The organism is Bradyrhizobium sp. CCBAU 25360, from assembly GCF_028128695.1.
Classification (GTDB): domain Bacteria; phylum Pseudomonadota; class Alphaproteobacteria; order Rhizobiales; family Xanthobacteraceae; genus Bradyrhizobium; species Bradyrhizobium ottawaense.
In genome coordinates this window covers 1-26,017 of the sequence record NZ_LBJA01000035.1, presented here as the reverse complement: position 1 = coordinate 26,017, position 26,017 = coordinate 1, and the positions used below count along the sequence as shown (strand labels likewise).

Annotated in this window: 24 protein-coding genes and 2 pseudogenes; 9 read left to right on the top strand and 17 right to left on the bottom strand. The window is 62.8% G+C overall.

What is annotated here, in order from left to right; translation table 11 throughout:
- Positions 1-6 precede the first annotated feature (6 nt).
- From XH81_RS11890 to XH81_RS11870, 5 genes and pseudogenes are all read right to left on the bottom strand, one after another.
- The gene (locus tag XH81_RS11890; RefSeq protein ID WP_083859335.1) at positions 7-273 is read right to left on the bottom strand and encodes a hypothetical protein; all 267 of its coding nucleotides are present in this window, start codon (positions 271-273) and stop codon (positions 7-9) included.
- 16 nt (positions 274-289) lie between these two features.
- A pseudogene (locus XH81_RS11885) lies at positions 290-485 on the bottom strand (hypothetical protein).
- Between the two features lie 258 nt (positions 486-743).
- Positions 744-1,556 (bottom strand): aminoglycoside phosphotransferase family protein, encoded by an 813-nt coding sequence (locus tag XH81_RS11880; RefSeq protein ID WP_038949356.1) that lies wholly within the window; start codon positions 1,554-1,556, stop codon positions 744-746.
- Positions 1,557-2,390: 834 nt separating this feature from the next.
- Positions 2,391-2,714, bottom strand: a complete 324-nt coding sequence (locus tag XH81_RS11875; protein WP_249162664.1) for a hypothetical protein — start codon at positions 2,712-2,714, stop codon at positions 2,391-2,393.
- Positions 2,715-2,842: 128 nt separating this feature from the next.
- Positions 2,843-3,565, bottom strand: a complete 723-nt coding sequence (locus XH81_RS11870; RefSeq protein ID WP_244429156.1) for a hypothetical protein — start codon at positions 3,563-3,565, stop codon at positions 2,843-2,845.
- A 163-nt stretch (positions 3,566-3,728) separates the two neighbouring features.
- Between XH81_RS11870 and XH81_RS11865 the strand changes: the two genes are divergently transcribed.
- Positions 3,729-5,282 carry a winged helix-turn-helix domain-containing tetratricopeptide repeat protein gene (locus tag XH81_RS11865; protein WP_038949359.1) on the top strand — a complete coding sequence of 518 codons (1,554 nt, stop codon included), beginning with the start codon at positions 3,729-3,731 and terminating at the stop codon, positions 5,280-5,282.
- 129 nt (positions 5,283-5,411) lie between these two features.
- Entirely contained in the window at positions 5,412-6,914 is a 1,503-nt protein-coding gene (locus XH81_RS11860) for a tetratricopeptide repeat protein (RefSeq protein WP_038949360.1), read from the top strand.
- 187 nt (positions 6,915-7,101) lie between these two features.
- Here the strand turns inward: XH81_RS11860 and XH81_RS11855 are convergent, their stop codons facing one another.
- The 3 genes from XH81_RS11855 to XH81_RS11845 form a co-directional block, all read right to left on the bottom strand.
- Positions 7,102-7,350, bottom strand: a complete 249-nt coding sequence (locus tag XH81_RS11855; RefSeq protein ID WP_157158085.1) for a hypothetical protein — start codon at positions 7,348-7,350, stop codon at positions 7,102-7,104.
- Positions 7,351-7,361: 11 nt separating this feature from the next.
- A complete protein-coding gene (locus XH81_RS11850; RefSeq protein WP_271596222.1) occupies positions 7,362-8,036 on the bottom strand; it encodes a class I SAM-dependent methyltransferase in 675 nt (224 codons plus the stop codon).
- A 116-nt stretch (positions 8,037-8,152) separates the two neighbouring features.
- Entirely contained in the window at positions 8,153-9,787 is a 1,635-nt protein-coding gene (locus XH81_RS11845; RefSeq protein ID WP_157158086.1) for a DUF6538 domain-containing protein, read from the bottom strand.
- Between the two features lie 185 nt (positions 9,788-9,972).
- Here XH81_RS11845 and XH81_RS11840 point away from each other — a divergent pair, with 185 nt between their 5' ends.
- The 3 genes from XH81_RS11840 to XH81_RS11830 all read left to right on the top strand — a co-directional run bounded on the left by XH81_RS11840 (position 9,973) and on the right by XH81_RS11830 (position 12,439).
- Positions 9,973-10,365, top strand: a complete 393-nt coding sequence (locus tag XH81_RS11840; RefSeq protein WP_240536464.1) for a hypothetical protein — start codon at positions 9,973-9,975, stop codon at positions 10,363-10,365.
- Positions 10,366-10,565: 200 nt separating this feature from the next.
- Positions 10,566-11,837, top strand: a complete 1,272-nt coding sequence (locus tag XH81_RS11835) for a DUF2157 domain-containing protein (protein ID WP_028139184.1) — start codon at positions 10,566-10,568, stop codon at positions 11,835-11,837.
- Positions 11,834-12,439, top strand: a complete 606-nt coding sequence (locus XH81_RS11830; RefSeq protein WP_028139183.1) for a GDYXXLXY domain-containing protein — start codon at positions 11,834-11,836, stop codon at positions 12,437-12,439. Before XH81_RS11835 ends, XH81_RS11830 begins: the two co-directional genes overlap by 4 nt.
- Here XH81_RS11830 and XH81_RS11825 read toward each other — a convergent pair.
- From XH81_RS11825 to XH81_RS11815, 3 genes are all read right to left on the bottom strand, one after another.
- Positions 12,436-14,025 carry an SEC-C metal-binding domain-containing protein gene (locus XH81_RS11825; protein WP_028139182.1) on the bottom strand — a complete coding sequence of 530 codons (1,590 nt, stop codon included), beginning with the start codon at positions 14,023-14,025 and terminating at the stop codon, positions 12,436-12,438. The genes XH81_RS11830 and XH81_RS11825 overlap by 4 nt on opposite strands.
- Before the next feature lie 35 nt (positions 14,026-14,060).
- The gene (locus XH81_RS11820) at positions 14,061-14,723 is read right to left on the bottom strand and encodes a hypothetical protein (RefSeq protein ID WP_131233037.1); all 663 of its coding nucleotides are present in this window, start codon (positions 14,721-14,723) and stop codon (positions 14,061-14,063) included.
- Between the two features lie 152 nt (positions 14,724-14,875).
- Entirely contained in the window at positions 14,876-16,252 is a 1,377-nt protein-coding gene (locus XH81_RS11815; protein WP_370091442.1) for an aminotransferase-like domain-containing protein, read from the bottom strand.
- A 163-nt stretch (positions 16,253-16,415) separates the two neighbouring features.
- Here XH81_RS11815 and XH81_RS11810 point away from each other — a divergent pair, with 163 nt between their 5' ends.
- On the top strand, positions 16,416-17,276 hold the full coding sequence (locus XH81_RS11810) for a DMT family transporter (protein WP_028139180.1): 861 nt from the start codon (positions 16,416-16,418) through the stop codon (positions 17,274-17,276).
- Between the two features lie 10 nt (positions 17,277-17,286).
- Here XH81_RS11810 and XH81_RS11805 read toward each other — a convergent pair whose 3' ends face one another.
- Positions 17,287-18,501: an EAL domain-containing response regulator gene (locus XH81_RS11805; protein WP_028139179.1), complete on the bottom strand. Its 1,215-nt coding sequence runs from the start codon at positions 18,499-18,501 to the stop codon at positions 17,287-17,289.
- Positions 18,502-19,309: 808 nt separating this feature from the next.
- Positions 19,310-20,473, bottom strand: coding sequence for a hypothetical protein (locus XH81_RS11800; RefSeq protein WP_028139178.1), 1,164 nt, complete (start codon positions 20,471-20,473; stop codon positions 19,310-19,312).
- A gap of 335 nt (positions 20,474-20,808) precedes the next feature.
- Here XH81_RS11800 and XH81_RS11795 point away from each other — a divergent pair, with 335 nt between their 5' ends.
- Positions 20,809-21,432: a helix-turn-helix domain-containing protein gene (locus tag XH81_RS11795; RefSeq protein ID WP_028139177.1), complete on the top strand. Its 624-nt coding sequence runs from the start codon at positions 20,809-20,811 to the stop codon at positions 21,430-21,432.
- An 81-nt stretch (positions 21,433-21,513) separates the two neighbouring features.
- Here the strand turns inward: XH81_RS11795 and XH81_RS11790 are convergent, their stop codons facing one another.
- The 4 genes from XH81_RS11790 to XH81_RS11775 all read right to left on the bottom strand — a co-directional run bounded on the left by XH81_RS11790 (position 21,514) and on the right by XH81_RS11775 (position 23,994).
- Positions 21,514-21,762 carry a hypothetical protein gene (locus XH81_RS11790; protein ID WP_038949373.1) on the bottom strand — a complete coding sequence of 83 codons (249 nt, stop codon included), beginning with the start codon at positions 21,760-21,762 and terminating at the stop codon, positions 21,514-21,516.
- 99 nt (positions 21,763-21,861) lie between these two features.
- Positions 21,862-22,239, bottom strand: a complete 378-nt coding sequence (locus XH81_RS11785) for an Hpt domain-containing protein (RefSeq protein WP_028139175.1) — start codon at positions 22,237-22,239, stop codon at positions 21,862-21,864.
- A 156-nt stretch (positions 22,240-22,395) separates the two neighbouring features.
- Positions 22,396-23,094, bottom strand: coding sequence for a Crp/Fnr family transcriptional regulator (locus tag XH81_RS11780; protein ID WP_038949375.1), 699 nt, complete (start codon positions 23,092-23,094; stop codon positions 22,396-22,398).
- Positions 23,095-23,283: 189 nt separating this feature from the next.
- Positions 23,284-23,994 (bottom strand): Crp/Fnr family transcriptional regulator, encoded by a 711-nt coding sequence (locus XH81_RS11775; protein WP_038974749.1) that lies wholly within the window; start codon positions 23,992-23,994, stop codon positions 23,284-23,286.
- A 433-nt stretch (positions 23,995-24,427) separates the two neighbouring features.
- Between XH81_RS11775 and XH81_RS11770 the strand changes: the two are divergent.
- Together XH81_RS11770 and XH81_RS11765 are read left to right on the top strand one after the other, a co-directional pair.
- A pseudogene (locus XH81_RS11770) lies at positions 24,428-24,911 on the top strand (response regulator).
- Between the two features lie 427 nt (positions 24,912-25,338).
- On the top strand, positions 25,339-26,017 hold a 679-nt coding region (locus XH81_RS11765), incomplete at its 3' end, for an Hpt domain-containing protein (RefSeq protein ID WP_271596198.1).

Sequence of the window (26,017 nt, the reverse complement as noted above, 5' to 3'; positions counted from 1 at the left end):
GTGTGCTCACCCTTGACGCAGAAGGCGTGGTCTTCGCACGTCGCGCGGCCGTCGGCCGTCACTGTGGAGTTGTTGCCGCCAGTGTGGGTCCATCGGCCGACGAACTTGCCGGCGCAGCTGGCTGGCGGGGCGGCGGCTACCGGGGCGATCGAGGCGAGAAGCAACGCGGCCGCTGGTCGCCAGGATGGCCATGTCGCGTTTGAGGTCCTCCATGACGGCGAAGCCATCCGGATAGCTCACCAGGATCTTGAGGACCGTCACCTGGAAGTTCACGCCCCCTCCGGATCAATCAGCGCCACATCGTGGGTGCACGGGACAGCGCGTCGTGGCCGACCCGCCTGAGCCCATCGGGCGAAACCTCGCCTCTGGTGGCGGCCTCCAGGATTTTCGAAGCGACGTGAGTCCGGCTCCAATCTCGCGGTGCGAAACGCTTTCGCAGACTTCATCGAGGCGCGCAAAAGCGCGGTAGTTTCCGTGTCGAACATGAGGTTCCCCCCAAAAGGGAAAACCCCATCCTAGCCGCGTTTGCCGGCTTGGGGATTCAGGCATATTAAGCTTTGCGGAAAATGGCTCGGAATTCTAGCGAAGGCTGGGATGGGCCGAATGTCAGGCCAGTCAACTTCGGCTTCGATATTCATTGAGGACATCGAGCCAGCTGCATGTCGAGGACCGCCAGTGATCCCAAACAAGACACTGATGCGTCGCTTCGAGGCCACTTCGGCTCGCGCGCGCGACAAGACGGTTCAGTGTTCCGAACGCAGCCCCGCTTCGATGCGCTGGATCAGTGGCTCCCGCAGCGCAGGCACCACGTTGCCAAGGACGACGAAGGTGCGGACGATGGGCAAATACGGCTCCATTGCCGCCGTCAGCTCAGCGAGAGACATGCCGGCCAATCGCGCATATTCGGATTGCGCCGCCGCATTGGTCGCGCGCGGCCGCTCCGGATTGTCGGCTATTTCCGGGGCGAGCTCGGACAGGATGATATGCAAGAACGCAAGATCGAAGGCGGCGGGCCCGCGCATCGCGAAGGTCCAGTCGACGAGCTTTGGGCCTTCCGCCGTCATCATCACGTTGCCGGGGCTAAGGTCGCAATGGCAAAGCCCGTCGCCGGTCGGCAGGCGATCGATCAGGGCGAGGATGTCGGTGGCGATGTGCTTCGGGACCTTGCCGCCGTCGTGCCTCAACTCGCTGTCCATATACTCGCGCATGGAGGGGAGCTCCGACGCCAGGGACGTCTTGTGAACAGACATGGCCAGAGCCGCGAGGATCGCGCCCGCCTGTTCGAACGTCACCGCGCCGATCCGCGAGAGATGCCACAGGGTCGGTCCGTCGACGCGCTCCAGCACGATGCCGAAGCGGCCGTCCAGCGTCACCTCGCCGAACACCTCCGGCACCGGGACGCCGGCGGCCCGCACAGCGTGGATCATGCGTACCTCGTGCCGGCCGAGCAGATGAGAGACGCCGGCCTTGAATAGTTTCACGACCTGACCGGGCGCCCAAGCATAGGCTTCGGAGAAGGCGCCTTCACCGATCTTTTCCCCCAGCGATCCCTGCATGCCCGTTCTCCGCTGTGCAGATGAAATACCGGCGGCGAGAAAAAAGGAACCCCTCTCGTCGCGAGGGCCGCCGGACATAATGATCGCCTTTTAACCTGCAGAGACCTTCGTGCTCTCTCCGCTAAATGGTCCCAGTCCGATTGTGTCCCGTCTCTGCCTTAGCTCTGAGCGGCTCCACGTCCGCTTCCGAGAGGTGAACCGATCAAAGTAATGCTGGCTACCGAGGGCAGCCTTTGACCGGGTCGGAAGTCAGTCAGCATCTGCGTCACGAGGCAGCTGGCGCTGTCCAATTCCAATCGTCCAAACGGTAGACATCGACATCATCCGGATCGAATGCCTCACGAGTGGGCATCTCGATTCGACGTGACATAGTCGATCTCGCAGAGCGTAATTCCGAGATCTGCTACTTCCCGGTCGGTAAGGCGCCAAAGATCACCCCGCAGCCGCTCCCATTTCCGCCACTCTTGAAACGCGCCCCACAAACTCTTCAAGGCACCGGAATAGTGTCGGTCCGATACGGTCGTCTGGGCTAAGCCCGTCTGGTAAAGCGTGCTCATTGCAGCGCTCCGTTGTTTCCACCAAGAGAGGATGCCAGAAACCCGGCGGGAACGCTTCACGTGCTGCTTACATTTCCATTAAGAGCAGCTTACTCTTTGCGTTCTAGGTTTTGCTACAACCGGGGGAATTGGCAGCTGCTCTATCGTTTTGCGGGTACGAATTCGACACCGATCAACGCGAGCTGCGTCGCGGGGCCGACCTAGTATCCTTGCGCCCAGGTGTTTGACCTGATCGACCACTGATAACTAATAGCGCATCGAATTCTGAGGCACGTTCTCAGATCATGCTGCCGGGCAGGAAGCAGCGAACGCGCGGATGGCCATCGATGTAGTGCTTCCATACCATAGTCGGACCGGCGCGGTTCGGTTGGTTTAGGACGGCGCCCTCAGGAACCACGACCCACTTCCCTTCGATGCGGACGCGGTAATGGCCACGGTCGGATTCCCAATCGGCGTCGAAGACGATGTACCCATCGGCATTCGTACAGCACTGCCCAAACTCACTGTGCAAGCTCTCGAACCATGGCTTCAGCGGCGAATTAGCGTAGCGCCCGTCATCACGGGCGAGCACCGGTCTCGCCAACACAATCAGGCCAAGCATGAGCGCTGCATGTATTCTCGCGGACATTCGTTCCTCTCTACGATGCTGCAAGCGCGCTATGCGCCTATCTACTGTCTCGCTCTGCGATATGCGGAGGACGGAAGCGACAAAATCGGTTTTACCCCTGGCTATGGAGCGAATGCGGCTGCCTGGGAAGGCCCGGATGTACCGGGCCGAACGAAAACAAAACGCGACCTCACCGGCAGGTCCAAACCGTCTTCGCCGTCCTGCCCGATCAGAATGAGACCCGCCCCACCATTGGCCACTGTTAGGATGACCGGTACACCAGCCCATGTCCTGATCGGCTCCATGGCCATGATAAGGAATTCGCCGATCGGCTGATCCAGATACTGAAGCCTTAGCTGCAGCGCGACTTCGGCGGGTGCAAGCAGAAGGCCCAGCAATTGCGCGCGCGCATAGACTTTTCGCAGCGTTGCCGTTGTGCCCGCAAAGCCAAGTTCGGCTGGCGATACGGCAACAAGCTCGACCTCTGTCTTCTTCGTGCTGAGGGTAAAGGTCGGCCTTCCGAGAATCTCGTCGGCCGAGCTCCCAACACCGCAGCCCAGTGCACTCATCGCGTCCCGAAGAGCGGCCAAATCCCTAAACGTCCCGACAGTAATCCTCTTCCAGAAAGGAACCTCGGCGGCGGAGCTGAATGAAGTCCGAGTGTCGCGGGCTGGTGGAGTCCCCTTAAGCGCCAGGTGATTGCGCAGGACATCCTGCGCCGAGCATTGGGCTTCAGCAGCGTTGGCGCAGGCGACGACAAGCGCAGAGCAGACAAGTAGGCCAGCACTCCGTTGTGCAAATGCACCAGCCCGTCGCATTCTCTTGGAGTCGTAGGTCGCACTCATCGTCGCCTCCGCTACGTATTCTCGGCGGCTAGACTGCCGAAGCGCGGTCCGGTGCGCTTTACGAGCGGCTTACATTTTCCTTATCAGCGGCTTATTCTCTTCCATTCCGACTGGCGGGAGAGGCGTTGTTTCGCTGCGGGGCTGACACGGCGGAGGATGGCAGTTGCGCTATCTGTTCGAGGAGTACGTCTTCCACACCGACCGGCGCGAGCTGCGTCGCGGGGGCGAGTTCGTGCCCGTCGCGCCGCAGGTATTTGACTTGATCGATTACCTGATCCGCAACAGGGAGCGAGTTGTCACCAAGGACGAGCTCATCAAGGCCATTTGGAATGGGCGTAGCGTATCCGACGCGGCGGTGACGACCCGCCTGAATGCCGCCCGGGCCGCAATCGGCGATTCTGGCGAGGAACAGCGCTTAATCAAAACACTACCACGCAAGGGTTTCCGCTTCATCGGACGGGTCCGGGAGGCGGGAGAAGTTGCGAACCCAGATCCGGGCGATGAGCCCGAGAGCGCTCCTGCAGTTCCCGACAAGCCCTCCATCGCCGTACTGCCGTTCGCGAACATGTCTGGCGATCCCGAGCAGGAGTACTTCGCGGATGGAATGGTTGAGGAGATCACCACCGCTCTTTCTCGTTTCAAATGGTTGTTCGTGATCGCTCGAAACTCTAGTTTCACGTTCAAGGGCAAAGCCGTCGACGTCAAGGAAGTCGGGCGCAGGCTTGGGGTGCGCTATGTCCTTCAAGGAGCGGTGCGAAAGGCGTCGGGGAAAGTTCGCATTACGGGCCAATTGATTGAAGCGGCTACAGGCGCACACATTTGGGTGGACAAGTTCGAGCGTGACATGAGAGATGTTTTCGCGTTGCAGGACGAAGTCACGCTCGCCATTGTCTCAGCGATCCAGCCAAAGTTGTTTCGAGCAGAAATTACACTGGCGACTCGGCGGCGACCGGAAGACCTCACCGCGTATCATCTTTATCTCCAGGCAATACAGCAAGCCGTCCGATCGACCCGCGAGAGTTTGGCCGAGGCACTCCGACTGGTTCAGCACGCTTTGGAGCTTGACACCGGGTTTGCTGCTGCGGCGGCGTTGGCAGGCGACTGTCATATGGAAAACGTCTTTAGAAGCTATGCGATTGATCCACAATTCGAACGCAGTGAAGCCGTTCGGCTTATGCGCTTGGCATTGAGCCTCGACGATCATGATCCAGACACGTTAGCAACTGCTGCATCAATCTCGGCTTTTTTGGTAGGCGATCGTGAGGCTGAGATTGAGATTGCCGATCGGGCGGTCGCGCTCAACCCAAATTCATCTCACATATGGAGACGCAGAGGTTGGGTCTACAGCGTTGTGGGGCAGCCGGAGGAAGCGATCCGGAGCTTTGAACACGCAATCCGAATGAGCCCGGTGGACCCGCAACAGTTCACAGTTTTAACCGGGATGGGATTTGCCCTTATTGAGCTTCGTCGCTTTGACGAGGCCGTCGTTGCAGGGAAGAGAGCCCTGCGCCAGAACTCTTCCTATCCAGGATCGTACCGCTGCCTCGCATCCGCTCTCGCACATCTCGGACGGGACGCTGAAGCTCGTGAGGCGGCAGCTGGTGTGCTTGACTTGGACCCCACCTTCACAATATCGGCGTGGGTCGCTCGGAGCCGGCTATCAACTAATGCGAAGCTGATGATTGAGGGCTTTCACAAAGCCGGTCTGCCCCAGTAATCGGACCTCGTAGACCGAACATAGTCTTCGCAAAAAAAAGCGAATGAGTCAGAAGTCTTGACCAACCTGAAGCCGTGCATTCTGCTAGTGTTTGCAGTCCGGGCGTGTGGCCCGTGCAGGGAGGCGAGGGTGACAAACTTGGAAGTCTCCAATGACCCTCCGGGCAAGCCGCCATCCAATAATGAGCAGCCAGACAAAGCGGCATTCGATGAGGAGCGGAAGCCGCCATCCGATCGCAATCTAAAGATTCGGTTGCGGGCACGATTGCAGTTGATCGGCGGCGCGCTCGCTTCAATTGCTGCCGTGGGAGCGATTGCGGGCGGGCTCGTCGGCTACTGGACTGTTTGGAAGACGCTCCGCACAGACGTGTTTCCGGAAAGCCAAAAAACGCAGAAGAAGGCTACCGCACGGCCCGACGTTGCTCCCCGTTTGTCTCTCGTTGTTCTGCCATTCGCAAACCTCAACAACGATGCGGAGCAGGACTATTTTGCCGACGGCATTACGACCGATCTAACAACAGACCTCGCGCAAATGCCCGATACATTCGTCATCGGGCGCGGGACGGCTTTCACCTATAAGAATAAGCAGGTCGATCTCAAGACGCTCGGCAAGGATCTCGGTATCCGATGGGCGGTACAGGGCGCGGTGCAACGGGCCGGAGATCGGGTCCGGATGAACGTGTCACTTGCCGAACTGTCGACTGGTCGTGACGTCTGGTCTGACCGCTTTGACGGCGATCGGACAAATCTTGCGGCCTTGCAGGAGCAGGTCACGGCGCGCCTCGCTCGCTCTCTCAACGTCGAACTCATCCAGGCCGAAAGCCGGCGCAGCCAAATGGACAGGCCAACCAATCCAGATGCTGTGGATTTCAGCATGCGCGGCTGGGCGAAGCGCTATGGCCCCCGGACCAAGTTTACGAATGCACAGGCAAACGACTTGTTCGATAGCGCACTGCGCCTCGATCCAGACAACACCGATGCAATGATCGGGAAGGCGTTGTGCATAGCCGAGGGCGTGATCTACGGATGGTCGACATCCGTGGTTGAGGACAAAAGAACGGCGCTGAAGCTAATTGATCAAGTTCTCGCAAAGCGCCCGGCGACCGCAAGCGCGCACGTAGCCAAGGGAAACATTTTGAATTATGGAAATCCTGAGGAAGCTTTGCCTGAGTATGACGCAGCTTTGGAAATCGACCCTAATTCGCCCGTCGCATATGCATCCAAGGGGATCGTACTTGTTACGGCGGGTCGCGCGCGCGAAGCGTTTCCTCCGATTCAGATCGCCTTGCGCCTAAGCCCCAAAGATCCGGCCGCTGGCACTTGGCACTACTTCCTCTGTCATGCTCATGTCCATCTGCGTCAATACGCGGAAGGCATCGAGGAATGTAAGCGCTCCATCAACTTGAGTAAATTGGACTGGTTTCCGTATGTAGATCTGATTTCAGCTTATGGAGCCACTGGCCAATTGGAAATGGCCCAGCAAGTGTTGGTCGAATTGAATGCAATCCGACCGGACTTCACGATCCGATGGTTTCAGCAAATCGGCTACGCACGTTCGAGCAATCCGCAGTTTCGTCGTGAGTACGACGACATCGTCGAAGGACTGAGGAAGGCCGGCGCTCGCGAGCAATGAGATGGCCAGGACCTTCGTTGCTTGCTTACTTACGAGCAGGGGTCTCCTTCTGGCTCTTGCCTGACCTCCGCCGGGCGCGCTTTGAGGTCTCCTTTCAACAGGTGAGCTGACAAGGTCGTGCTGTTACTCAGGGCAGCCCTTGACCCAAACGCGCTCCGCTTCCGCTGCCCAGGTCCAAAATAGATTCTCACAGCACGCCTCGAAATCGGCCGAGATTGCCGGCCGAATCAGCCGAACAGGTGGTACACAGCGGTGGTCGCAAAACACCGGCCGGCTTTTCGGGAATCCTTGTTTTTCGGCGGAATTCGCGCATTTGGGGGCATAGGGGAAGAGAGTCCCACTCTCTCCGCCGCAGTGCGCGATAAAGCGCATGTTCAGTCGTTGAGAATTGATCCAAGTTGATTTCGTCGAGCCGCTCGGAAACCGCTAACGTCATGCAACGCATCCTTACAGGTAATCCGGCGAGATGGTCCAAACAGCCGTATGCTTGATCTCCGCGTCTTCTAGGTCGCGGGTCACCGGTACGCGATAGTCGGCGAGTCGGACAAGTTTTGTCTTCGGAAGGAAAGAGCGCCCAGGGTCGCCGATCAAGATGGTCGCGCCGGCGCGCGCATGGTCGGCCAGAAATGCGAAGGCACGCGCCGCGGTGTCCTGCTCATAGAAAATGTCGCCCGCGAGGATGGTCTGCCATCGGCCGCTTGGTTGAGTGTCGAGCACGTCCTCGCCGCACGACGTGAGGTGGACCTGATTGACCTCCGCATTGAGTTCCGCCGCCGCGATCGCGAAGGCGTCGATGTCGGACACGGTCACCCCGACCGCGCCAGCCTTCATCGCCGCGATGCCGACGAGTCCGGAGCCGGAAGCGATGTCGAGCACGCGCCGGTCCCGCACGGTATCAGGATGATCGAGTACGTAGCGAGCCAGCGCTTGGCCGCCCGCCCAGGCAAAGGCCCAGAAGGGCGGGGGAAGGCCGGCCTCGTTCAGCTCGTTCTCGGTCTTCTGCCAGAGCGGCACTGATTCATCGGCGAGGAAGACCGCGATTTCCGGCACCAGGGGCACCGACCGCAGCCGGGTGTTGGCTCGGATGAAGGATTGCGGGTCGGCAATGGTCGTGGCTGTCAAGGCGGGCCGTCGCTGTCTCGGTCCGCTGATAATTAGCACGAACCGTCTCGCGCCGCGAAGGCGGACGTAGAGCGGCTGCGTCTCGATCTCGCCAAGCATGCCTAGTCGCTGGGCCTTCAGGCGGCCGCGCGCCGAGCCGCTCTTTCGGCCTTGTCCGCGGCGATCTGCTGCGGCGAGCGTCGCGTCCGCTTGAGAGGCGCCGGCGGCCGATTCAAGGCTGGGACCTTGAATCTCGGGAAGAGAGCCAGCTCCTTCGCGAGCACCGGCACCTTTCGTTTGCCGTACCGCGCCCCAGTCCCGCTCTTGCTTTCATGGCCGCACATGTAGTCGCACAACTCGGGTTTCATCTTCGTGCCGCGCACAATCTCACGCCAGAGATGACGCCAACCGTGGTTGGGCTGCACGTCGGTGATCTTGAGCGTATCGCGCACCCATTCTCCCAGCCGTTCGGCGACCTTTTGCCATTGGGGATTGGCCCCCTTTCCGCCGCGGGCGCGGACTGGATCGTAGAACAGCGGTTTGCCCAGCTTGCGGCGCTGTTCGACGTAGACCAAGAATTCCTGATCGCGCAGATGCTTGTGGACCGGCACGCGGCGCAGCCGCTTGCCTTTCGTGATCTCGGGTCTAAGCACGAAGCACCAATGGCCGAGGATGGGCTGAACGTCCGACGGCAGGAGCGAAGTGATCTCGTTGACGCGCGCGCCTGTATAGGCGCAGACCCAGGGCACCCAACGTCTGGCCGCCCTCATCTCGGCGGACATCAAGTGCGACGGCGTCGCTACGGTCGCCGACAGGATCTTCAGCGCCTGCTCCGGATCGAAACCTCGCTCGTCGTCCTCCTTCCAGGCCTTGACGCCCTCGACCTTGATCCCGGCAAACGGATTGACCTCGAGCCGCAGCGCGTTGAGCATGTGGGTGGCCACCGACCGGGGCGCCGCCAGCCAGACGTCGCGGACGGCCTTGGAAGCGATGCCCTGGGAGATCATGTAGTCGCGCCAACGGACCGCGTCCTGCGGCGTCACCCGCGCGAGGTCTCGGTGCTTGATCCATTCGACGAAACGTTCGATTACCGGCCGCCAGCGCTTGGCGGTCGGCCCGTCGAGGCCGCCCTTGATCCGAGGCTGGCTGCAGTAGAGCTCGAAGGCCTCCATGATGTCGACCTTGGGCTTCGTCCGCTCCTTGGGCAGTTTGCCGAGTTTCTTGTTCTCCTCGAAGTCGCCGGTCGAGGCGCGGAAGACGTCGCCGTAGGCCCCCTTCCTCGCTTCGGCGAGAAGAGGCTTCAGCTTTTCGACCTGCGCCTCCGCGGGCGGCTCTCCGAGTTCGCGGGTCAGGACCTCGCGCGCCCATTGGTCGAGCGCCTCTTCGGCTCCCGGATCATCCTGGTTCTCCGTGAGTGCGAGCCACCTCAGTGCGCCGAATCCCGTGCCGGGCTCGGCGATGTGGGCGTCGCGGATCCGGATGTGGGTCTCGCGCTGGATCGCGAACAGGTCCTGATGGGTCAGGGGCGCCACCGGGCCCCGACCGTCTGGGCCCCGCTTGGCCTCAAGAGCGAGGCGCGCCCATTCGCGTTCCAGGTCCTCCGAGACGGCCACGATCCGGGCGTTGGCCGTCCGGCGGTCCGTAGTTTTCAGCGACTTCCAGACCTCGGTCTGGCCGACCAGAGCGCGGTAGCGCGCCGGTACCTTCTTTCGGATCCAGTAGACGTTCTGCTCCTTGCCGCTGGCCTTCTTGGGCCGGAAAGGGGTCGGCATTTTCGTCGTTCCCATAGTAGTGTAGACCCTCGGTGTAGAACCGACGGCTCAAGGAACGCCCAAAAACACAGATAAACTTGTATTTACCGGGTGTTTTCGCACCGGCGGGGGAGAGTCCCTCCCTCTCCGCCAATTAGCGCCCGACCTCCATCAATCTGTGAGCGCGAGCAGTAAAGTATCCAGTGATGGCGATGAAGATCGGACCGCAGCCCGCGAAATGGCTGCACAAAAAAGCCAAGCAAGGGATGCGTGGCTATCCGGTCGGTACGCTTGCCTTCTATGGTCCCGACAATCAACGGGCCTCGAAGGTTGCGGTGTCGGTGATCCGGTATGAAGGAGCTGAGCCCGATCTGCGTCGCTGGTTTTCGGAAACCGGCGACGTGCGAACCGATCCGATAATTCTCTCGGAGATCGCTGCGCATCTGCGTCAAAGCTCCGTGCACTCGGTGGCGATGGTGGACGGAATCATTGGATGTCCGCACGAAGAAGGCGTTGATTATCCGATGGGCGAGCCTTGCCCAAGGTGTTCCTTCTGGAGGGGACGAGATCGCTGGACAGGCGAGTTGGATCCCGGCTGAATATTTCTCGCGCAGGCTCCAGAGCGGTATTCTGGCGGTCGCGCATGCGATCCGCGAACGCAGCCTCACCGGTTGACCTGCTACGCAGCAACCGACACCCCGATGTCCCCACCAAAGCGGTGCCAGCTTGAACCCACCACCCGCACGACCCGACCTAGCAATGCCCCGCCATCATGCGGGCCCAAGGTAACCTCACCCCAATGTTCGAAAAGTCCTACCGCGACCGCCTCGAGGCTGATCTTGCGCAATGGGAGGCCGATGGCGTGATTGCGCCGGCGGCGGCTGCCTCGATCCGTAATGCGCTGCCGCCGCTGCCTGCGGGCATCAACATTGCCGTGGTCGTCGGCATCGTCGGCGGTCTGTTGATCGCGGCTGCATTCCTCGCCTTCGTGGCGGCGCACTGGACCGAGATCGCGCGGCTGTTGCGGTTCGCGATCCTGCTCGCCGGCATGATCGCTACCTCTGGCCTCGGGGCCTGGTTCGCGGCGAGCGGCCGCAATGTTCTCGCCGATCTCTGCGCCAGCGTCGGCGCGATCATCTTTGGCGCGGGCATCGCGCTGGTCGGCCAGATGTATCATCTCGGCGACGACTTTGCCGGCGGCATGCTGCTGTGGTCGATCGGCGCGTTCGCCGCGGCGCTGCTGACCGGCTCGCGCGGTGCGCTCGCGGTCGGCCTCGTCGCCGCCGGCATCTGGACCTGCATGCGGATCTACGACGCGCCCGACGTCCTGCATCTTCCGTTCGTGGCGGTCTGGCTGATCGCAGCAAGCCTCGCCTTCGCCTGGAATTCGCGCGCCGCCGCCCATCTCGTCGCGCTCGCGGTGCTGCCGTGGTGGATCGCGACGTCGCTCCGCTTCGAGTTCGACGGCGCCCAGCCGTCCTTCGTGCTCGCCAACGGCGCCGCCCTGCTGTTCGGCGCCGGGCTCGCGCTCGCAGCCTGGCCCTCGCCGAGGGCGCTCCGGCTCGGGACCGTCCTGTCGATCTACGGGGCGTTCTCGCTCGCCGCTGTCGCTGTCCTGGAGGTGACGACGGTCGACGACTTCATTCGCTTCCGGACCGGCACGGCGTCCGGCCAGCCGCTGTGGGCGATCCTGTGCGGGGCCGCAGGGGTGATCCTCGCCCTCGTCTCCGCCACGTTCACGAAGCGTGCGGGTGAGATCCTCGGCGCCTGCGCGACCGGGCTGGTGTTGCTCGCCGCGCCGATCTGGCCGGTCTCCACGGCCGGCGAGCCCTGGTTCGCTTATGCCGCGCTGTTGTGCGCCATGCTGTGCCTCGTCGTGTCAGGCGTGCTCGATGACGTGCGTCCGCGCATCGTCGCCGGCTGGCTCGGGATCGCCGGCGTCATCGCCGGCATCACCTGGGCGGTGAAGGGCTCGTTGCTGCGTCGCTCGGCGTTCCTTGCGGCGGCCGGCATCGTCACTGTCGTCTTTGCAACGGCGCTCAATCGCGCGCTGCCGAGGGCTGCGCGATGAACAGGTTGGTCACGTCCGTTTCCGAGTTCTGGCAGCGCATCCCGAAAGCCGTGCTGTTCGCAGCCGCCGTCCTGCTGCAATGCGTTCTGCTGGTGCTGATGGTCGCCGACCGCATGCAGATTTTGCGCGAGGGCACCGAGGTCACTCTGCAGACGCAGCCGGTCGATCCGCGCGATCTCCTGCGCGGCGACTATGTCGTGCTGCGCTACGACATCTCGCAGCTGCCGGCCGGTGCGCTCGCCGGCAAGACGGCCGACGCGCGCAACCCCGTCGTGTTCGTCAAGCTCGCGCCCAATGCCGATGGCGTCTACGCCGCCGTCTCGGTGCATGCCGAGTCCGTGCCGGTCACGGCGCCCGAGGTGCTGATCCGCGGCCGCGTCAGCCATTCCTGCGGATCCAACGTCCGCACCTTCTGCGACAGGCTGACGATCAAATACGGTCTCGAAAGCTATTTCGTGCCCGAAGGCGAGGGCGGCAAGCTAGAGCAGGCCCGCAACCAGCAGAAGCTGCGGATCGTTGCCGCCGTGCTCCCCTCAGGCCGCGCCGCCATCAAGCGGCTGCTGCTCGACGGCGAGCCGGTCTATGAGGAGCCGCTGTATTAAGTTGCTTCGTGTGCGCCATGACAATGCTTGAAGCGCTTTCCTGAATTGCATGGGCAAAGGTCGTTGCGTCGCAAGCCTGCAAGCTCCCCCGACGTCCCTGGTTCACCGGGACTCTTCAGGAGTGACGTTGATGATGCGCCCGGACCGGCGGCCGCCAATTCCGGGGTCGGTGCGTTTCGACGATTCAGCAGCCACCCGGCCAATATTCCGGTCACCACGAACCCGCCCAGCAGCGCCATTCCCATCTTGATGTCGTTAGCCTCCTTGCGCTCCTTCTCCTCGGACTCCCTCGCCGCTTGTAAGCGTTGCTCTTCCCGTTCCACATACCACTTTGCAGCGGCTTGAAGCGCCGTCGGCGGAACCGTCCAGCTCACCGATGATTTTTCCGGTCTTGAAAGAACGATCGCCCGCGACAGCAGTGCCATTTGCGACGGCGACTTGCTTTCAGAACTGACTCTGTTCGCCGTCAAACGCGATGCGAGCCCGAGCGAAACCCCACCACAGACCGATGAGACCAGCGTCAGACGACGATTGCCCTTCGCTTCTTCGAGGGTTTCCCAGCGCCCCAGGCCTGGAAGCGAATCCGGCAATGCAACGTGATCGATCTCATGAGCGTCGATCAGTCGCGTGAGATCATACGCGTAGAGGTTCCGCTCCTTCAGGATATGTGCAATCGCGAAATGCCGGTAGATATTGTACATGTCGCGCCAGATCGGCTCGGCACGAATTGTCTCCTCCATGCGAGCGGTCCAATCACAGGCGAACTCCCTTGCGATGGGATCTTCGTTCCCGCTCTTGGCCCCTGCATCTGCGTCGGCATCCGCGTCGCTGAGGATCACCTGGGCCGACTGCAGGAACGCTGTTTCATAATCGTGCGCATATTCGAACTTGCCGGGTTCAAACCAGAACCGGCGCCGGCTGCTCCAATCGCCCGTGGACGTGCCAGCCCGAAGCATCTGCCGCGACTGGTTGAGCCGGCGCGTGAACGTCCCGGGCAAGGGCGGATCAACCGGCAATTGAAGCGTGCCCTGCGAAACCTGCTTCATGCGATAATCGGCTTCGACGAGCACCTTCGTCACGCGGGAATGCCTGGGCAGGGCGTCCACGCGAACCATTTGCGGCTGTTGCGAGCACATGCGCAGGTATTGTTGCTTCGCCGCCGCGTCGCGCCCGGCAATCTGGTCGAGACCGGGCGTTTGGCTTCTGTCCGGGTCCAGAGAGATTCCCGGCTCGATCTTCCCGTATTTTCTGTCGGCCGATCTGATTGCGACGATGAGATCGTCGAGATAGAGATCCGGTTGGCCCCTCTCGGCAACTCCGCAAAGCAGGATATCGTTGTCGTCGTCCCGGCAGACAGCGTCGATGCGGGTCAATCCGGTAAGCCGCTTTGGTCCGCCCGACTTCGCCCGCTTCAAGGCTTCGCGCAGCGAAACCGCGACGTCCGCCCGCATGTCCGTGATCGCCGTCGCGGGGGGAGCCTTGCAGGCGCTGTCAGCCGCCACCGCAGCCAGGGGCTGTTGCGCGACGAGCGCGCTGACGCCCGACGCCAGGAAGCCGCGCCGATTGACAAGCACTCTGTGCATCATGAAGGTCTATTTCCCCGCTTCGAGAAATTTCGAAGTTAAGTATCCGGCTTCTTCAAATTGAGAACCTTGCGCCTGAGCTCGCCCAGGTCGCTTTCCTTCCCCGTCGGAGCCGCTCCGATGTGCACGCCGCCGACAGGTGCCGCGGATGGCGAGTGAGTTGGACTGCTGACGTTTGACCCGGATGGCTTTGAGCCGATTTCGGGTGAATTCGAACCTGATCCAGCTCGCTCGCCGGCGCCGCTGACGCCCGACTCTCTGGTTGGAAAGGAATTTCCGCTTGGCGAGGAATTTGGTCTCCGGGCGCTGGGGGCCACTCGTCCGCCGCCGTCACCTGAAACGTCCGAGTCCAGCGGCGTGCGCTGATTTCGCCAACGCTGAAGCTCCTGCAACTCGCGAGCGACAGCGGCTGCGCCGTTCAGCCGCATCCGCTCCTCCTGGGGACTCTCGTAGTCCGGCCGGGTCGTGAGGTTTTCTCTCAACGAAGCCCTGTCAATGCATTGTCCGGCATCATAGGCAGTTCGAGCGACGTCCTGCTTGAGACTGTCGCACTCCATGCATTTTTTATACAGACCCTGCAATTCGACGGAGATGTAGCTGCAGTTCCACCCGGGACCGTGCTTCTTCTGCAGGGTCTCGGCCTGGGCCGGAAAATTGCAGGCTCCAACAGCTGCAATTGCCGCGAGAATGAAGTAGCGCATGAATGTCATTCAGCTAATGATGTGACCGGATCGACGGCCGGCAAAACAATTTTCACTCGCAGCTTAAACCAGCAGAACTATGCTGCAACTTCTTTCCGTCCAATTAGCATCGGCCTTGCACAGTTTGGCTAATTCCGTTGTTGCGACGGGTATCAGGCGCCATGGTTTCGGGCGTGTTTTTTCAATGCTCGCCGCAGCACGTCCCACATTCGGGGATCGTTCATTTGCGCCACGTTGAAGCGCATGAAGTGATGTGACGTCTGCGACACGCTGAACACGTTGCCCGGCGCGAGCACGACATCGTCCTCAAGCGCGGCGCGCGCGACCTGCGCGGCGTCCTGTCCGCCTGTGAGCCGGCACCAGAGGAAGAATCCGCCGCGTGGCATCAGCCATGGCTCCAGCCCCAACGCCTGAAGTTTTCGCGCGACGTCGCGGCGCGTCCGCGTCAGCTTTTGCCGGAGCTCGTCCATGTGCTTGCGATAGCTGCCGCCGGCCAGCACCTTTGCGATGATCTCGGTCGCGGCCGGGCTCGGGCCGCCAAAGCTGGTTGCGACTTGGAGGTCGACGAGATGCTCGATCCAGTCGGCGCGCGCGGCGATGTAGCCTGAGCGTACCGAGGCCGACAGCGTCTTGGAGAAGCTGCCGATGCGGATCACGCGGGTGAGCCCGTCGAGCGCCGCTAGGCGCGGCGAGCGCTCCGGCTCGAAATCGCCAAAGATGTCATCCTCGATGATGGCGAGGTCGTGCGCGGCGGCCACAGTCAGAAGCCGGTGCGCGGTTGCAAGCGACATCGTCGCGCCGGTCGGATTGTGCAGCGCTGAATTGGTGACGTAGAGCCTGGGACGTTCGGCACCGAGGATCTGCTCGAAGCGGGTGACATCAGGGCCCGACGGCGTATAGGGCACGCCGACGATCCTGGCCTGATGCGCCCGCAGCAGCGCACGGAAATTGAAGTAGCAGGGATCGTCGACCAGCACCGTGTCGCCGGGACGGAGCAGGAAGCGGCAGACGAGGTCGGCGCCTTGCGTGCCCGAGCCCGTCAGCATGAGCTGATCGACCGACGCGGGAATCGAATCCTCGGCAAGGCGCGCGAGCAGCAGCCGGCGCAGCGAAAGGCCGCCGCGCGTGCTGCCATAGTCCGTCAAGAGATCCGCATCGGTCCGCGCAAGGGCACGGACGGCGCGGCGCAAGGCCGCTTCCGGCATCCACTCCGCCGGCAGCCAGCCGCAGCCGGGCTTCGACACGGCGGCGTCGGCATCGAGCGATTGCCTGGAGACCCAGAACGGATCGACCTCCCGGTCGCGCCGCGGCCCGGCCTCGGTCAGCGCAAGCGGCGGCATGATGGTCGGCGAGACATAAAAGCCGGAGCCGCGACGGGCGCGGATCAGGCCTTCGGCTGCGAGGCGATCATAGGCTTCGACGACGGTCGACGGCGACACGCCCATCGTGGCGGCCAGGCTGCGGACCGATGGCAGGCGGTCGCCGGCACTGAGCGCGCGGCCGGCGACCTTGGCGCGGATCGCGCTCATCACGTCAATGGTCCGCGTGCCCCCGCGTCCCTTCGATGGCGCTCCGATGTCCAAGGTGTATCACCTTCCATACCCATACAGATTTGCCGGATTGTACTGGATTGTGACTGGTCGTGCCACCGCCGGCAGCCGAGTATCGCGGCTCGGGAAAGGCGGAACGGACATGCAATCTGCGGGAAGCGGCTGGGGCAACGGCCTGCTCGGCGTCATCATCTTCAGCGGCTCGCTGCCGGCGACGCGCGTCGCGGTCGGCGGCTTCTCCGCGCTGTTCCTGACATCGGCCCGCGCGGTCATCGCGGCGCTGATCGGTGTGGCCGTGCTCGGCGTGCTGCGGCAGGCCCGGCCGCAGCGGGGGGATTTCGCCTCTCTCACCATCGTCGCCATCGGCGTCGTGGTCGGCTTCCCGCTGCTGACGGCGCTCGCGCTCCAGCACATCACCTCGGCCCGTTCGATCGTCTTCATCGGCTTGTTGCCGCTCTCCACCGCGGTCTTCGCCGTGCTGCGTGGCGGCGAGCGGCCGCGGCCCTTGTTCTGGCTGTTCGCGATCCTCGGCAGCGCCACGGTGGCCGGCTTTGCCTTGTCGAATGGCGGTTCGGCCTCGCTCACCGGCGATCTCCTGATGGTGGCTGCGATCGTGCTGTGCGGCCTCGGCTATGCCGAAGGCGCCGCATTGTCGCGCCGGCTCGGCGGCTGGCAGGTGATCTCCTGGGCGCTCCTGCTCGCGCTGCCGCTGATGGTGCCGGTCGCGGTTCTGACCTGGCCGGCGAGCTGGAGCGGCGTCAGCGTGCCCGCCTGGATCGGGCTCGCTTACGTCTCGATCTTCAGCATGTTCGTCGGCTTCATCTTCTGGTACCGCGGCCTTGCGATCGGCGGCATTGCGCGTGTCGGCCAGTTGCAGCAGCTCCAGCCGTTCTTCGGTCTCGCGCTCGCCGGCCTGCTGCTGCACGAGCCCGTCGCCTGGAGCATGATCGCGGCGACCGCGCTCGTTGTCGCCTGCGTCTTCTTCGCACGCCGGTTTGCGTGAGGCTTGTGCCTCACGCCTGCCCCATCACTGTCTTCGTCAGCGCGCCCTTTGCAAACTTCTTCAGCGGCATCGGCTTGCCGAACAGGAAGCCCTGCACGAGATCGAAGCCGAGCTCGTTGGCGGCGACGAGGTCGGCGCGGCTTTCGACCCCCTGGGCCACGCTGCGCGCGCCAAAGCCCTGCGCGAGCTCGACGATGTGTCGGCACACCGTGCGCTTCAACCGGTCACTGCCGCTGCCGGTGACGAATTGCCGGTCGGCCTTCAGCTTGACGAAGGGGACTTTGTCCCGCTCCATCAGCGCCGGCCAGTTGGCGCCGAGATTGTCGATCGACAGGCCGATATTGTGTAGCCCGACCTCGCGCGCGACCTCGGTCAGGAGATCGAGATCGCGGATCGCCTCCTCGCTGTCGATCTCGACCGTCAGCCCGCCGAAGGCCGGATGCGTCGGCACGCGGCGGCAGAGATCGCGCACCGCCTGCGGCTCCTTAAGATAGGACGCGGGCAGGTTGATCGAGAGATCGACCGGGGTCTGCTGCTCCAGCAGATAATGCCAGTCCCGTATCGCGCGCTCGATCACGAATTCGGAGAGGTCGCGCAGATGCGGATCGCGCTCTTCGGGAATGAAGTAAGCCGGCGGCACCACGCCCCAGGTCGGATGCCGCATCCGTACCAGCGCCTCGGCGCCGCTGCGGATCAGCGTGCGCGCGTCGATCTTGGGCTGGTACCAGAGCTCGAGCCAGCCGGCATGAAGGGCCTCGCCGACATGCACGGCGGGACTCGGCGCGGGCTCTTCCGGCAGCAGCATGGCGATGCGCTCGCGCAGCGTTTCCGCCGCAAAGGGCGTGGTCAATGGCGGCAGCATGGCAAGGCCATATTCCTCGCCGACCTGCCGCACGGCCTTGACGATGATCGACTCGCGGGCGCCGACGGCGAGAACCTTGCCGGCGAATGCCTCGCGCACCAGTATTTCGAGGAATCTCCCCGGCTCGATGCCGTCGGCGGCGACGCCGAGCAGGATCAGGTCCGGCAATTCGGTGGCGAGCACGGTTTGCAGCTCGTCCGAGCTGGCGCATTCGCTGGTGACGAAGCCGAGATCCTCCAGCACCTCGCTGAGGAAGGCGCGCAGATGCCGCTTGCTGTCGGCCACGCAGGCGCGCGGCGTTACCTTTCGTCGTCCGAAGGTCACAGGCCTTCGTCCGACGAGTTCAACCATCCCATCGTTCATCAACACCACTCCCGTTCCGTGACGGTTTCTTAAACGCCGAGCGTGGGTTCAAATAAGGAGAGCTTCACATCGTTCTTGAATTATCTGAGTAACGTTAAGCCCTGCAATTCGAGCTAATTTGTCGACAGACACTCTTCGCAAAGAACTCGCATACCCGAGCACCACGCGCGCAACGCCTGCCAGCGCACGCGAAATGTCTCTCGCGCGATCTGAGCTGCGTCCTGTTCGCCGACGGATGGAAGCGAGCGACGCAGATGTGTGCCCTTTCGAAGCAACGACGCGACCAGCGGAGATTAACTTCCGGCGTTTCTTCGGGGTGTGCGACCGCTCGTTGCGACGAAGACGGTGAACAGGACCGCGTCGTCCGCGGTGGGCGGGCTGCGTTGCGGCGGTCGCTCTCCCCGATGGCTTTGGGTGGATTGGGAGCGTGCGGCGGCGACGTTCGGAGGATTGCATTCGCGCGATGCGCGCAAGTTTCGCTTTCGCTCGTGACGGTTCTGCGACACCGCGTCCGGGCCCACGGCTGCAAATGTGAAGTGCATCACACGCGCATTGCTGCACCTGCGCTATTGCTCCGCACAGCCGGTGGTGGGCTGTCGAGGATTTACGACAATGACGATGCGGCGAATGATGTATTGGTGGTTCAGGATCGTGATGTCAGGGCGATTTCTCGATCGCTTCCTGTGCCTGCCGCGTGCGCATTAAAGCGCGATGCGATCATCGCGCTTTGGGTTATTGTTCAAGCGTGATCTTTTCGGAAAACCGCTGCGCACTTTTCCGGATCATGCTTTAGGCACCTCGCGCGATATCAGGTCTGCCCGATCAATTTGCGAAACGCCGCCGCGCCGTCCTGCACCACGTCGCGGCCCTTCCAGGCCAGATAGGTCAGCTTGCCGCCGAGCGTGTCGTGGCTGCGCAGCCGGCGCGAGCCGAGAATGTGGCCGACATTGGACGGGAAGCGGCTCACCTCGGCCGACACCAGCGCCGCGATCGCGTCCATCAATTGCTGGAGCCGGATTCCCCATTCGCAACCCTCGATGCCGTCGATGCGCACCTTGAGTGCATATTCGGTGTCGTAGATCTCGGCGAGCAGGTCGCGCGCGACCAGCACCCGGTTGTGCCGGAGTGCGATCCGAAGCGCGAGGCGCTTGTCGTCGAGCCGGTCGAGTACCATGGGAATGACGCAGGCATAGGGCGTCGCGGCGACATCGGTGACGCTCTTGCTCGCAGCGGCCTTGGTGGCGAGACGCGCCAATTGCCAGGGCATCGTCAGGCGCCTCGCCACCAGCGCCAGCGCGAAGGGCAGCGCATCGGGATGAGACTTCTTGAAGGCGTCGAGCTGCGCGGTGATCTGGGCAACCCGGCCGTCGTCGAATTTCACGATCTTCTCAGGCAGCTTTTCGTTGAACTTCGGCAGCGCATTGCCCGCACGCAGCACGTGCTGCATCTTCCTGACGTCGTCGAAGGCGGTGCGTGAGGCCGTGTATTGCGCGAGTTTGCCGCGCGCGAATTCGGTGCTCTCGGCCGAGGCAAAGGTGCTCTCGAGGACCTTCACGACCTTGGTCTGGAAGGTCGAGGCGACCTTCAGGACTTCCTTCGGGTTGTTGGCGGCGACCTGGTCGTTGATCGCCTTGATGTAATCGCGTGCCATGGTCGGCAGCAGGTCGCGGCAGATCCACTCCCAGATCGGGGTGAGGGTGTTGCGCGAGATCCGTCCCATATTGGCGTGCTCGGGCGCGGCGTCGATCAGGAGCAGCTCGAGCGGCGCGAAGAAATAGCGCGACGGGCTGGTGGCGCGCGCCTGGGTCGATCCGTCCTTGCGAAACTCGGCGCGCAAGCGCGACTGGATGTCGGACGAGCCGGGCATGTCGATGCCGCACAGCTCGAGCCGTTCGAGTTCGCTGAGCAGACAGCTGCGCGACAGCGGCGTCAGCCTCTGCAGGAATTCCGACAGCCGATCGATGTCGTTCATGGCACGCAATCTTTCGCAGCGTTTCCCGCGGGCGTGCGGGCCCAATGCGTGGAGGCATTTGCGCGCTCTCTACTTCCCCTCAGAGAAGCAAGTCGCCGTTAATTAATCCGTAAAACCCGGGGGCGGCGTCGGGCCAAAGCAGCGGTTAAGGATGATTTCGTCCGTCTGCCCAAGTTTTTGGCAAAAAACTCAACCCAGGCGTGGGCCGGCGCCGCCAAACGCAAGCACAAATTGTGCCGGCGACACCACTTTAACGCAAAACCGACAAAATCACCGTAGTCTTACGGAGCAAAAAGTTAACCACAGACCGCCCCCGGTTCCGCTAAACGAGTGACATGGGGTCACAGAATGATACGGCCACCGATTCGCGGCCGTCGGAATGGTACGAAAGCAGCGCTGCTCCAACTGAAGAGCTCGATTTCGTCCGCCTGAGCGCCGCCCGGGCCAAGGCCGCCGACGAAATGGCTGCTGCCATCGCCCGCGAGCTCAACGGCCCCCTGACTGCCCTGCTGCTCTACATGGGCGAGATCAAGCATCACAGCGATCAACTCGCGCCTGTGACCGGCGACCGCGCCTATTTGCAGCGCGTGGTCGAGAACGCGCTGGCACAAACCGAGCGCGTTTGCGGCCTGGTCAAGCAGCTTGCCGGTCCTCACAAGGGTGGCTTGTCGATCCCCTCCAGCGCCGAGGACGCGGAATCGAAGGCCGTCCGCGCCCAGCAGGCCCAGCGCGTGCCGAGCGCCGAACTCCTCAGCCTGTCGGGTCAGAAGCGGCTGACCAAGCGCGAGCGCGAGGTGCTGAGGCTGATCAGCGAAGGTTATTCGAACAAGCAGGGTGCGCTTCGAATGCAGATCAGCCCGCGCACGTTCGAGAGCCATCGCGCCGAGGCGATGCGCAAGCTCGGTGCGCGCAACACCGCGGATCTCGTCCGCGCAGCGCTGCTGCACTCGATCGACTGAGGCTGGTGTGTTGCAGCGCCGGCGGGCGATGCGGAAAAGCCCCGGGAGATCTTCCGGGACGTCTGAAAAACCCGATCGCGCTCAGAAATAATCTTCGGCGAAGGGACGCGCGCGCGAGACGGGACGCAGCGGCTTGATCTCTTCCTTCGGTCCGTTCGGGATGATCGTAATGGTCCAGCGGGGCGGCATGCTCGATTCATGCTCCAGCACCGAACGCACGAAGCCGGTCACCGTGGACTCGCCAGCCCTCACCGTCGCCATGCGGCCGTTGAACTGAGCAATACGGAAGCGGCGAACCTCTTTCTGGTCCGCGGTCTCGTAGGTGAACATGGAAACCCTCCTGGTTTCCGGCGACTATCGCCACCTATGATTAGCCATCTCTAAAAATCCCAAGCCGTAGAAGTACGGCGGGAATGCACGCGCGTGTGGTTAGCCCTGCGGCTCCTGCGCGCGCGCGGCGGCGTAGGCGGCGTCCATCAGGTCCAGGAGATCGCGGAATTCGCCATCGCCGAGCCTCTCTGCGGACTTCTCCAGTCGCAGCGCCAGCGCCGCGAGCCTGACATAGCCGAACGTTCCGGCCGCGCTCTTCAGCGAATGCGCTTCGCGCGCGATCCTGGCGTGATGCTGCGCCGGCGGGAGCGTGCGAAACAATTGCAGGCGCGCGGAAGTCTCGCTCCAGAATACATCGCGCACTTCGCAGGCACCGTCCTCGCCGATCTCGCGCACCAGCGCTTCGTAAGCGCGCGGCTCGCGCGCAGGCTCGGCATCGAGCGCCTTCTGCGCGGGCGCGACGGTGACTTCAAACACGGGCCTGCTGCCTTGATCACGGGTCATTTGTCGCGCGGCACGTCCCGGCGCGAGGAATGCCCCGTGTCTACGGCATTCGAATTTCAGTTCCGGTAGCAGGACACTAGGTGTTTGCAGGCCGGCATTAGCAGGCAGTTTACCATGCGCGTGCGGCGGTCAGCGCGCGCCGAGCAGCCGGTCGTACTGGGCCTTCACGGTGGCGTAGCATTCGCACGCCGTCTGGCGCAGGCCGTCGAGGTTGGTGATCTGGATGTGCCCGCGGCTGTAATGGATGAAATTGGCTTGTTGCAGGGTGTTGGCGACCAGCGACACGCTGTTGCGCCGTGCGCCGATCATCTGCGCCATGGCCTCCTGGGTCAGCAGCAGCCGGTAGTCGCCCGAGAGGTCATGCGTGTGCAACAGGCAGCGCGACAGCCGCGACTCCACCGGATGGGCGGCATTGCAGCCTGCCGTCTGCTGGACCTGGGCGTAGACCGCGAGCCCGTGGCGCGTCAGCAACGTGCGCAGGGTGCTGCTCTGATCGGCGGCGATCCGCAGCCGGTCGAGATCCATCACCGACGCGACGCCCGGAACCAGCACGATGGCGGTGTTCAGCGCGGACGCATCGCCCATGGTCGAGAGCGTCCCGAGCAGGCTGTCTCGGCCGATCATGGCGACTTGCACATGCTCGCCCTTGGCGAGTTTCACCACCAGCGAAATGACGCCGCGGTGGGGAAAATACGCGCGCTTCAGCGCCTCGCCGGTCTCGACCAGCACTGCGTCATGGGGCAGGTCGACTGTTCGCAGGTGCGGGCGGATCGATTCATAGTCGTCTGCCGACAGTGCGGACAGGAAACCGTTGGCTGAGCGCACCATCGTTTCCAAAAGCTGCCTCCCGTTCCCGCGTCATCGAATCGCGATAGACGAAATCACGCCCGGCGGCGGGTAAGTTCCATCATGTTCACGCCGGGATATATTGGCAATTGGGACAAGTTGTCCGACCACGGCAGCGGTCCTGCCACGCTGCGTGCATGCCGGCATACAGTCGATTGTGCCGAGCTGTCGTCACGGCACGGTTCCTACCAGGCGGAGGTGGTGGGCTTTCACGGCCGAATGGCAGTCGCAGGACGTCGTCTCCAGCGCCCGCAGATCGAGGATTTCAATCTGGCCGCGGCTGTAGTGAATGATGCCGGCCCGCTGCAGCGCATGCGCGACCAGCGAGACGGCATTGCGCCGTACGCCCAACATCTGCGCCAGCGCCTCCTGGGTCAGCGGCAGGATTTCACTGTCCGAGAGATCGCGGGCACGCAGGAGCCAGCGCGCGAGGCGCGCCTCGACCGGGTGCAGCGTATTGCAGAGCAGCGACTGCTGCGCATGCGCGAGCAAGGCCTGCTCATGGCGGACCATCAGCTGGCGAAACGGCGCGCTTGCGGCAGCGACCGTACGGAAAGCTGCGATTTCCAGCACGGAAGCGGTCCCTGGGAACAGCACGACCGCGTCTGTCGGCGCGATGCCGCCGGCAAGCGCCGCGCCGCCACCGACGACACTGTCGCGGCCCAGCATCGCCACCTCGATCATCTGTCCTTCGGACAGGCCCACCGTGATCGAAACGGATCCGCCATGCGGGAAGTAGACATATCTCAGCGCAGCACCCGCCTCGCACAAGACAGATTTCCTGACCATTTCGACTGTGGCGAGATGCGGACGCAGCAGATCGAGATCTGCCGCGTCGAGCATTTGCAGTAATTGGTTGGACGGGCAGCCGCTCGCAATCATTGAAGGTCAATCCGGCGTGTTCGATGCACGATCGGTGTAAAGCCCGCCCGTCATCCAGTTGCACGGTGACAAAAACATATTGTAAAGGTTGTGGGGCTGTCCATATACCCGTTAGAGGGCAGACAGGCTGCGGCATTTGCGGCGGAAATAAGAATGGCGCGCTGATTCGCTCATGAGCCTGTGCGCCGGTCCTGCGGGGGTTGCGCAGGAAAAAGCTGCGAGGGGCTTTCATGAGCCGGAAGCATTGCATCCGCGCTGCGATCAGAGGCCGGTCGACCCGCGCAGTGTCGTCCGCTGGACCAGCATTTACAGCCAACCAATATTGCCATGAAGCCTGGCGTCGCGTGGCCGCAGATTTCGCGTCCATCTTCCCCGTGCCGCCAATGACATTCGCGACCGTCCATTTTTTCGATTGAAAGCAAAGGAGAACGGCGTGCCCCACGGTTCAATTATTGAATCGCCAAAACGGGAAACTCAAATGGGGACAGAAGGTCTGCGCCATATTCTCGTTGTCGACGACGACCCGATGGTTCTGCATGGCCATCGAGGTCTATCTCCAGCGCAACAATTTTCGGGTAACGATTGCCGAAGGAGGTGAAGCCGGACTGCGCGCGCTCGAACACCAGCAATTCGATCTGATGATCATCGATATCTTTATGCCGCACATGCGCGGCTTCGAATCGATCCGGCTCTTTCACGAGCGGGCGCCGGTCATTCCGCTGATCGCGATGTCCGGCTACGCCTTTGCAAATCTGAATTCGCCTGCACCCGATTTCCTCCGGATGGCGCTCGAGCTCGGTGCCGCACGCTGTCTGCGCAAGCCGTTCACGCCGCACGCGCTGCTCGCCGCCATCAACGATTGCCTGGCGGAGCACCGTCCCGACGGCGACATCGCCTCGGCCGCGCGATTGGGTTAGCGCGGCGCGGGCGGCTATGGCCACGGGGTAACGGTTCGTTTACCGCGTCCGCGGACCACGCAGATCGCGCCGCCAATGCGAACTGAGGGGCGCGACTGCGCCTCTGGTTGCGGACGGCGCGGTTCGATGTCCCGCAGGCCGCCCCTATCGTCCTTCATGAGCAGGATTTTCCGGCGCGCTTCGCCCGCTGTTATCGGCCCGTTTACCTCACGCGTCCCCACCGTCGCGGCGCGGAGCCGGTTTTGCCGAAAGGCGCAGCCGCATGCGGGCGAACCGCAAACTTCTCTTCAATATCCGTATTAGGACGGAGGATGAAATTAACGGGACTGTGAAAAGGGATGTCTAACGATCGAGAATAGGGCTTCCGTCCGTGCCAAAGGTGGCGCAGGCGCCGAAGTCCAGGGGTCAGGTCAGTAAGGCGTAGCTCATGGATGATCTGTTGCGGGAGTTTTTGACGGAGACCAGCGAGAGCCTGGACACCGTCGACAACCAGTTGGTGAAGTTCGAACAGGAGCCGAACAACGCCAAGATCCTGGATAACATCTTCCGCCTGGTCCACACCATCAAGGGCACCTGCGGCTTCCTCGGATTGCCGCGGCTCGAAGCGCTGGCGCATGCCGGCGAAACGTTGATGGGCAAATTCCGCGACGGCATGCCGGTGAAGGCCGAAGCGGTGACGGTGATCCTGTCCTCGATCGACCGCATCAAGGAAATCCTCGCCGGCCTCGAAGCGACCGAAGCCGAGCCCGAGGGGACCGACCGCGATCTCATCGACAAGCTGGAAGCGATGGTCGAGCAGGGCATGGCCGCTATGGCCGCGGGCGCTGCCGCCGCTCCCGTTGCCGAAGCCCCGCCGCTGGTGCCGGAAGCCCCGGTTGCCGCTGCTGCGCCGGCAAACCTGACCACGGGTTCGCTGATCGACCAGACCCTGGAGCGCCCGCTGCGTCCGGGCGAAGTCTCGCTCGACGAGCTCGAGCGCGCCTTCCGCGAGACCGCGATCGAGGCGCCGACGCCCGCGCCCGTCGCCAAGGCTGAAGCCAAGGCCGAGCCCGCGCCGGCCGCTGAAGCGCCCGCGCCTGTTGTTAAGGAAGTGGCCAAGGAAGCAA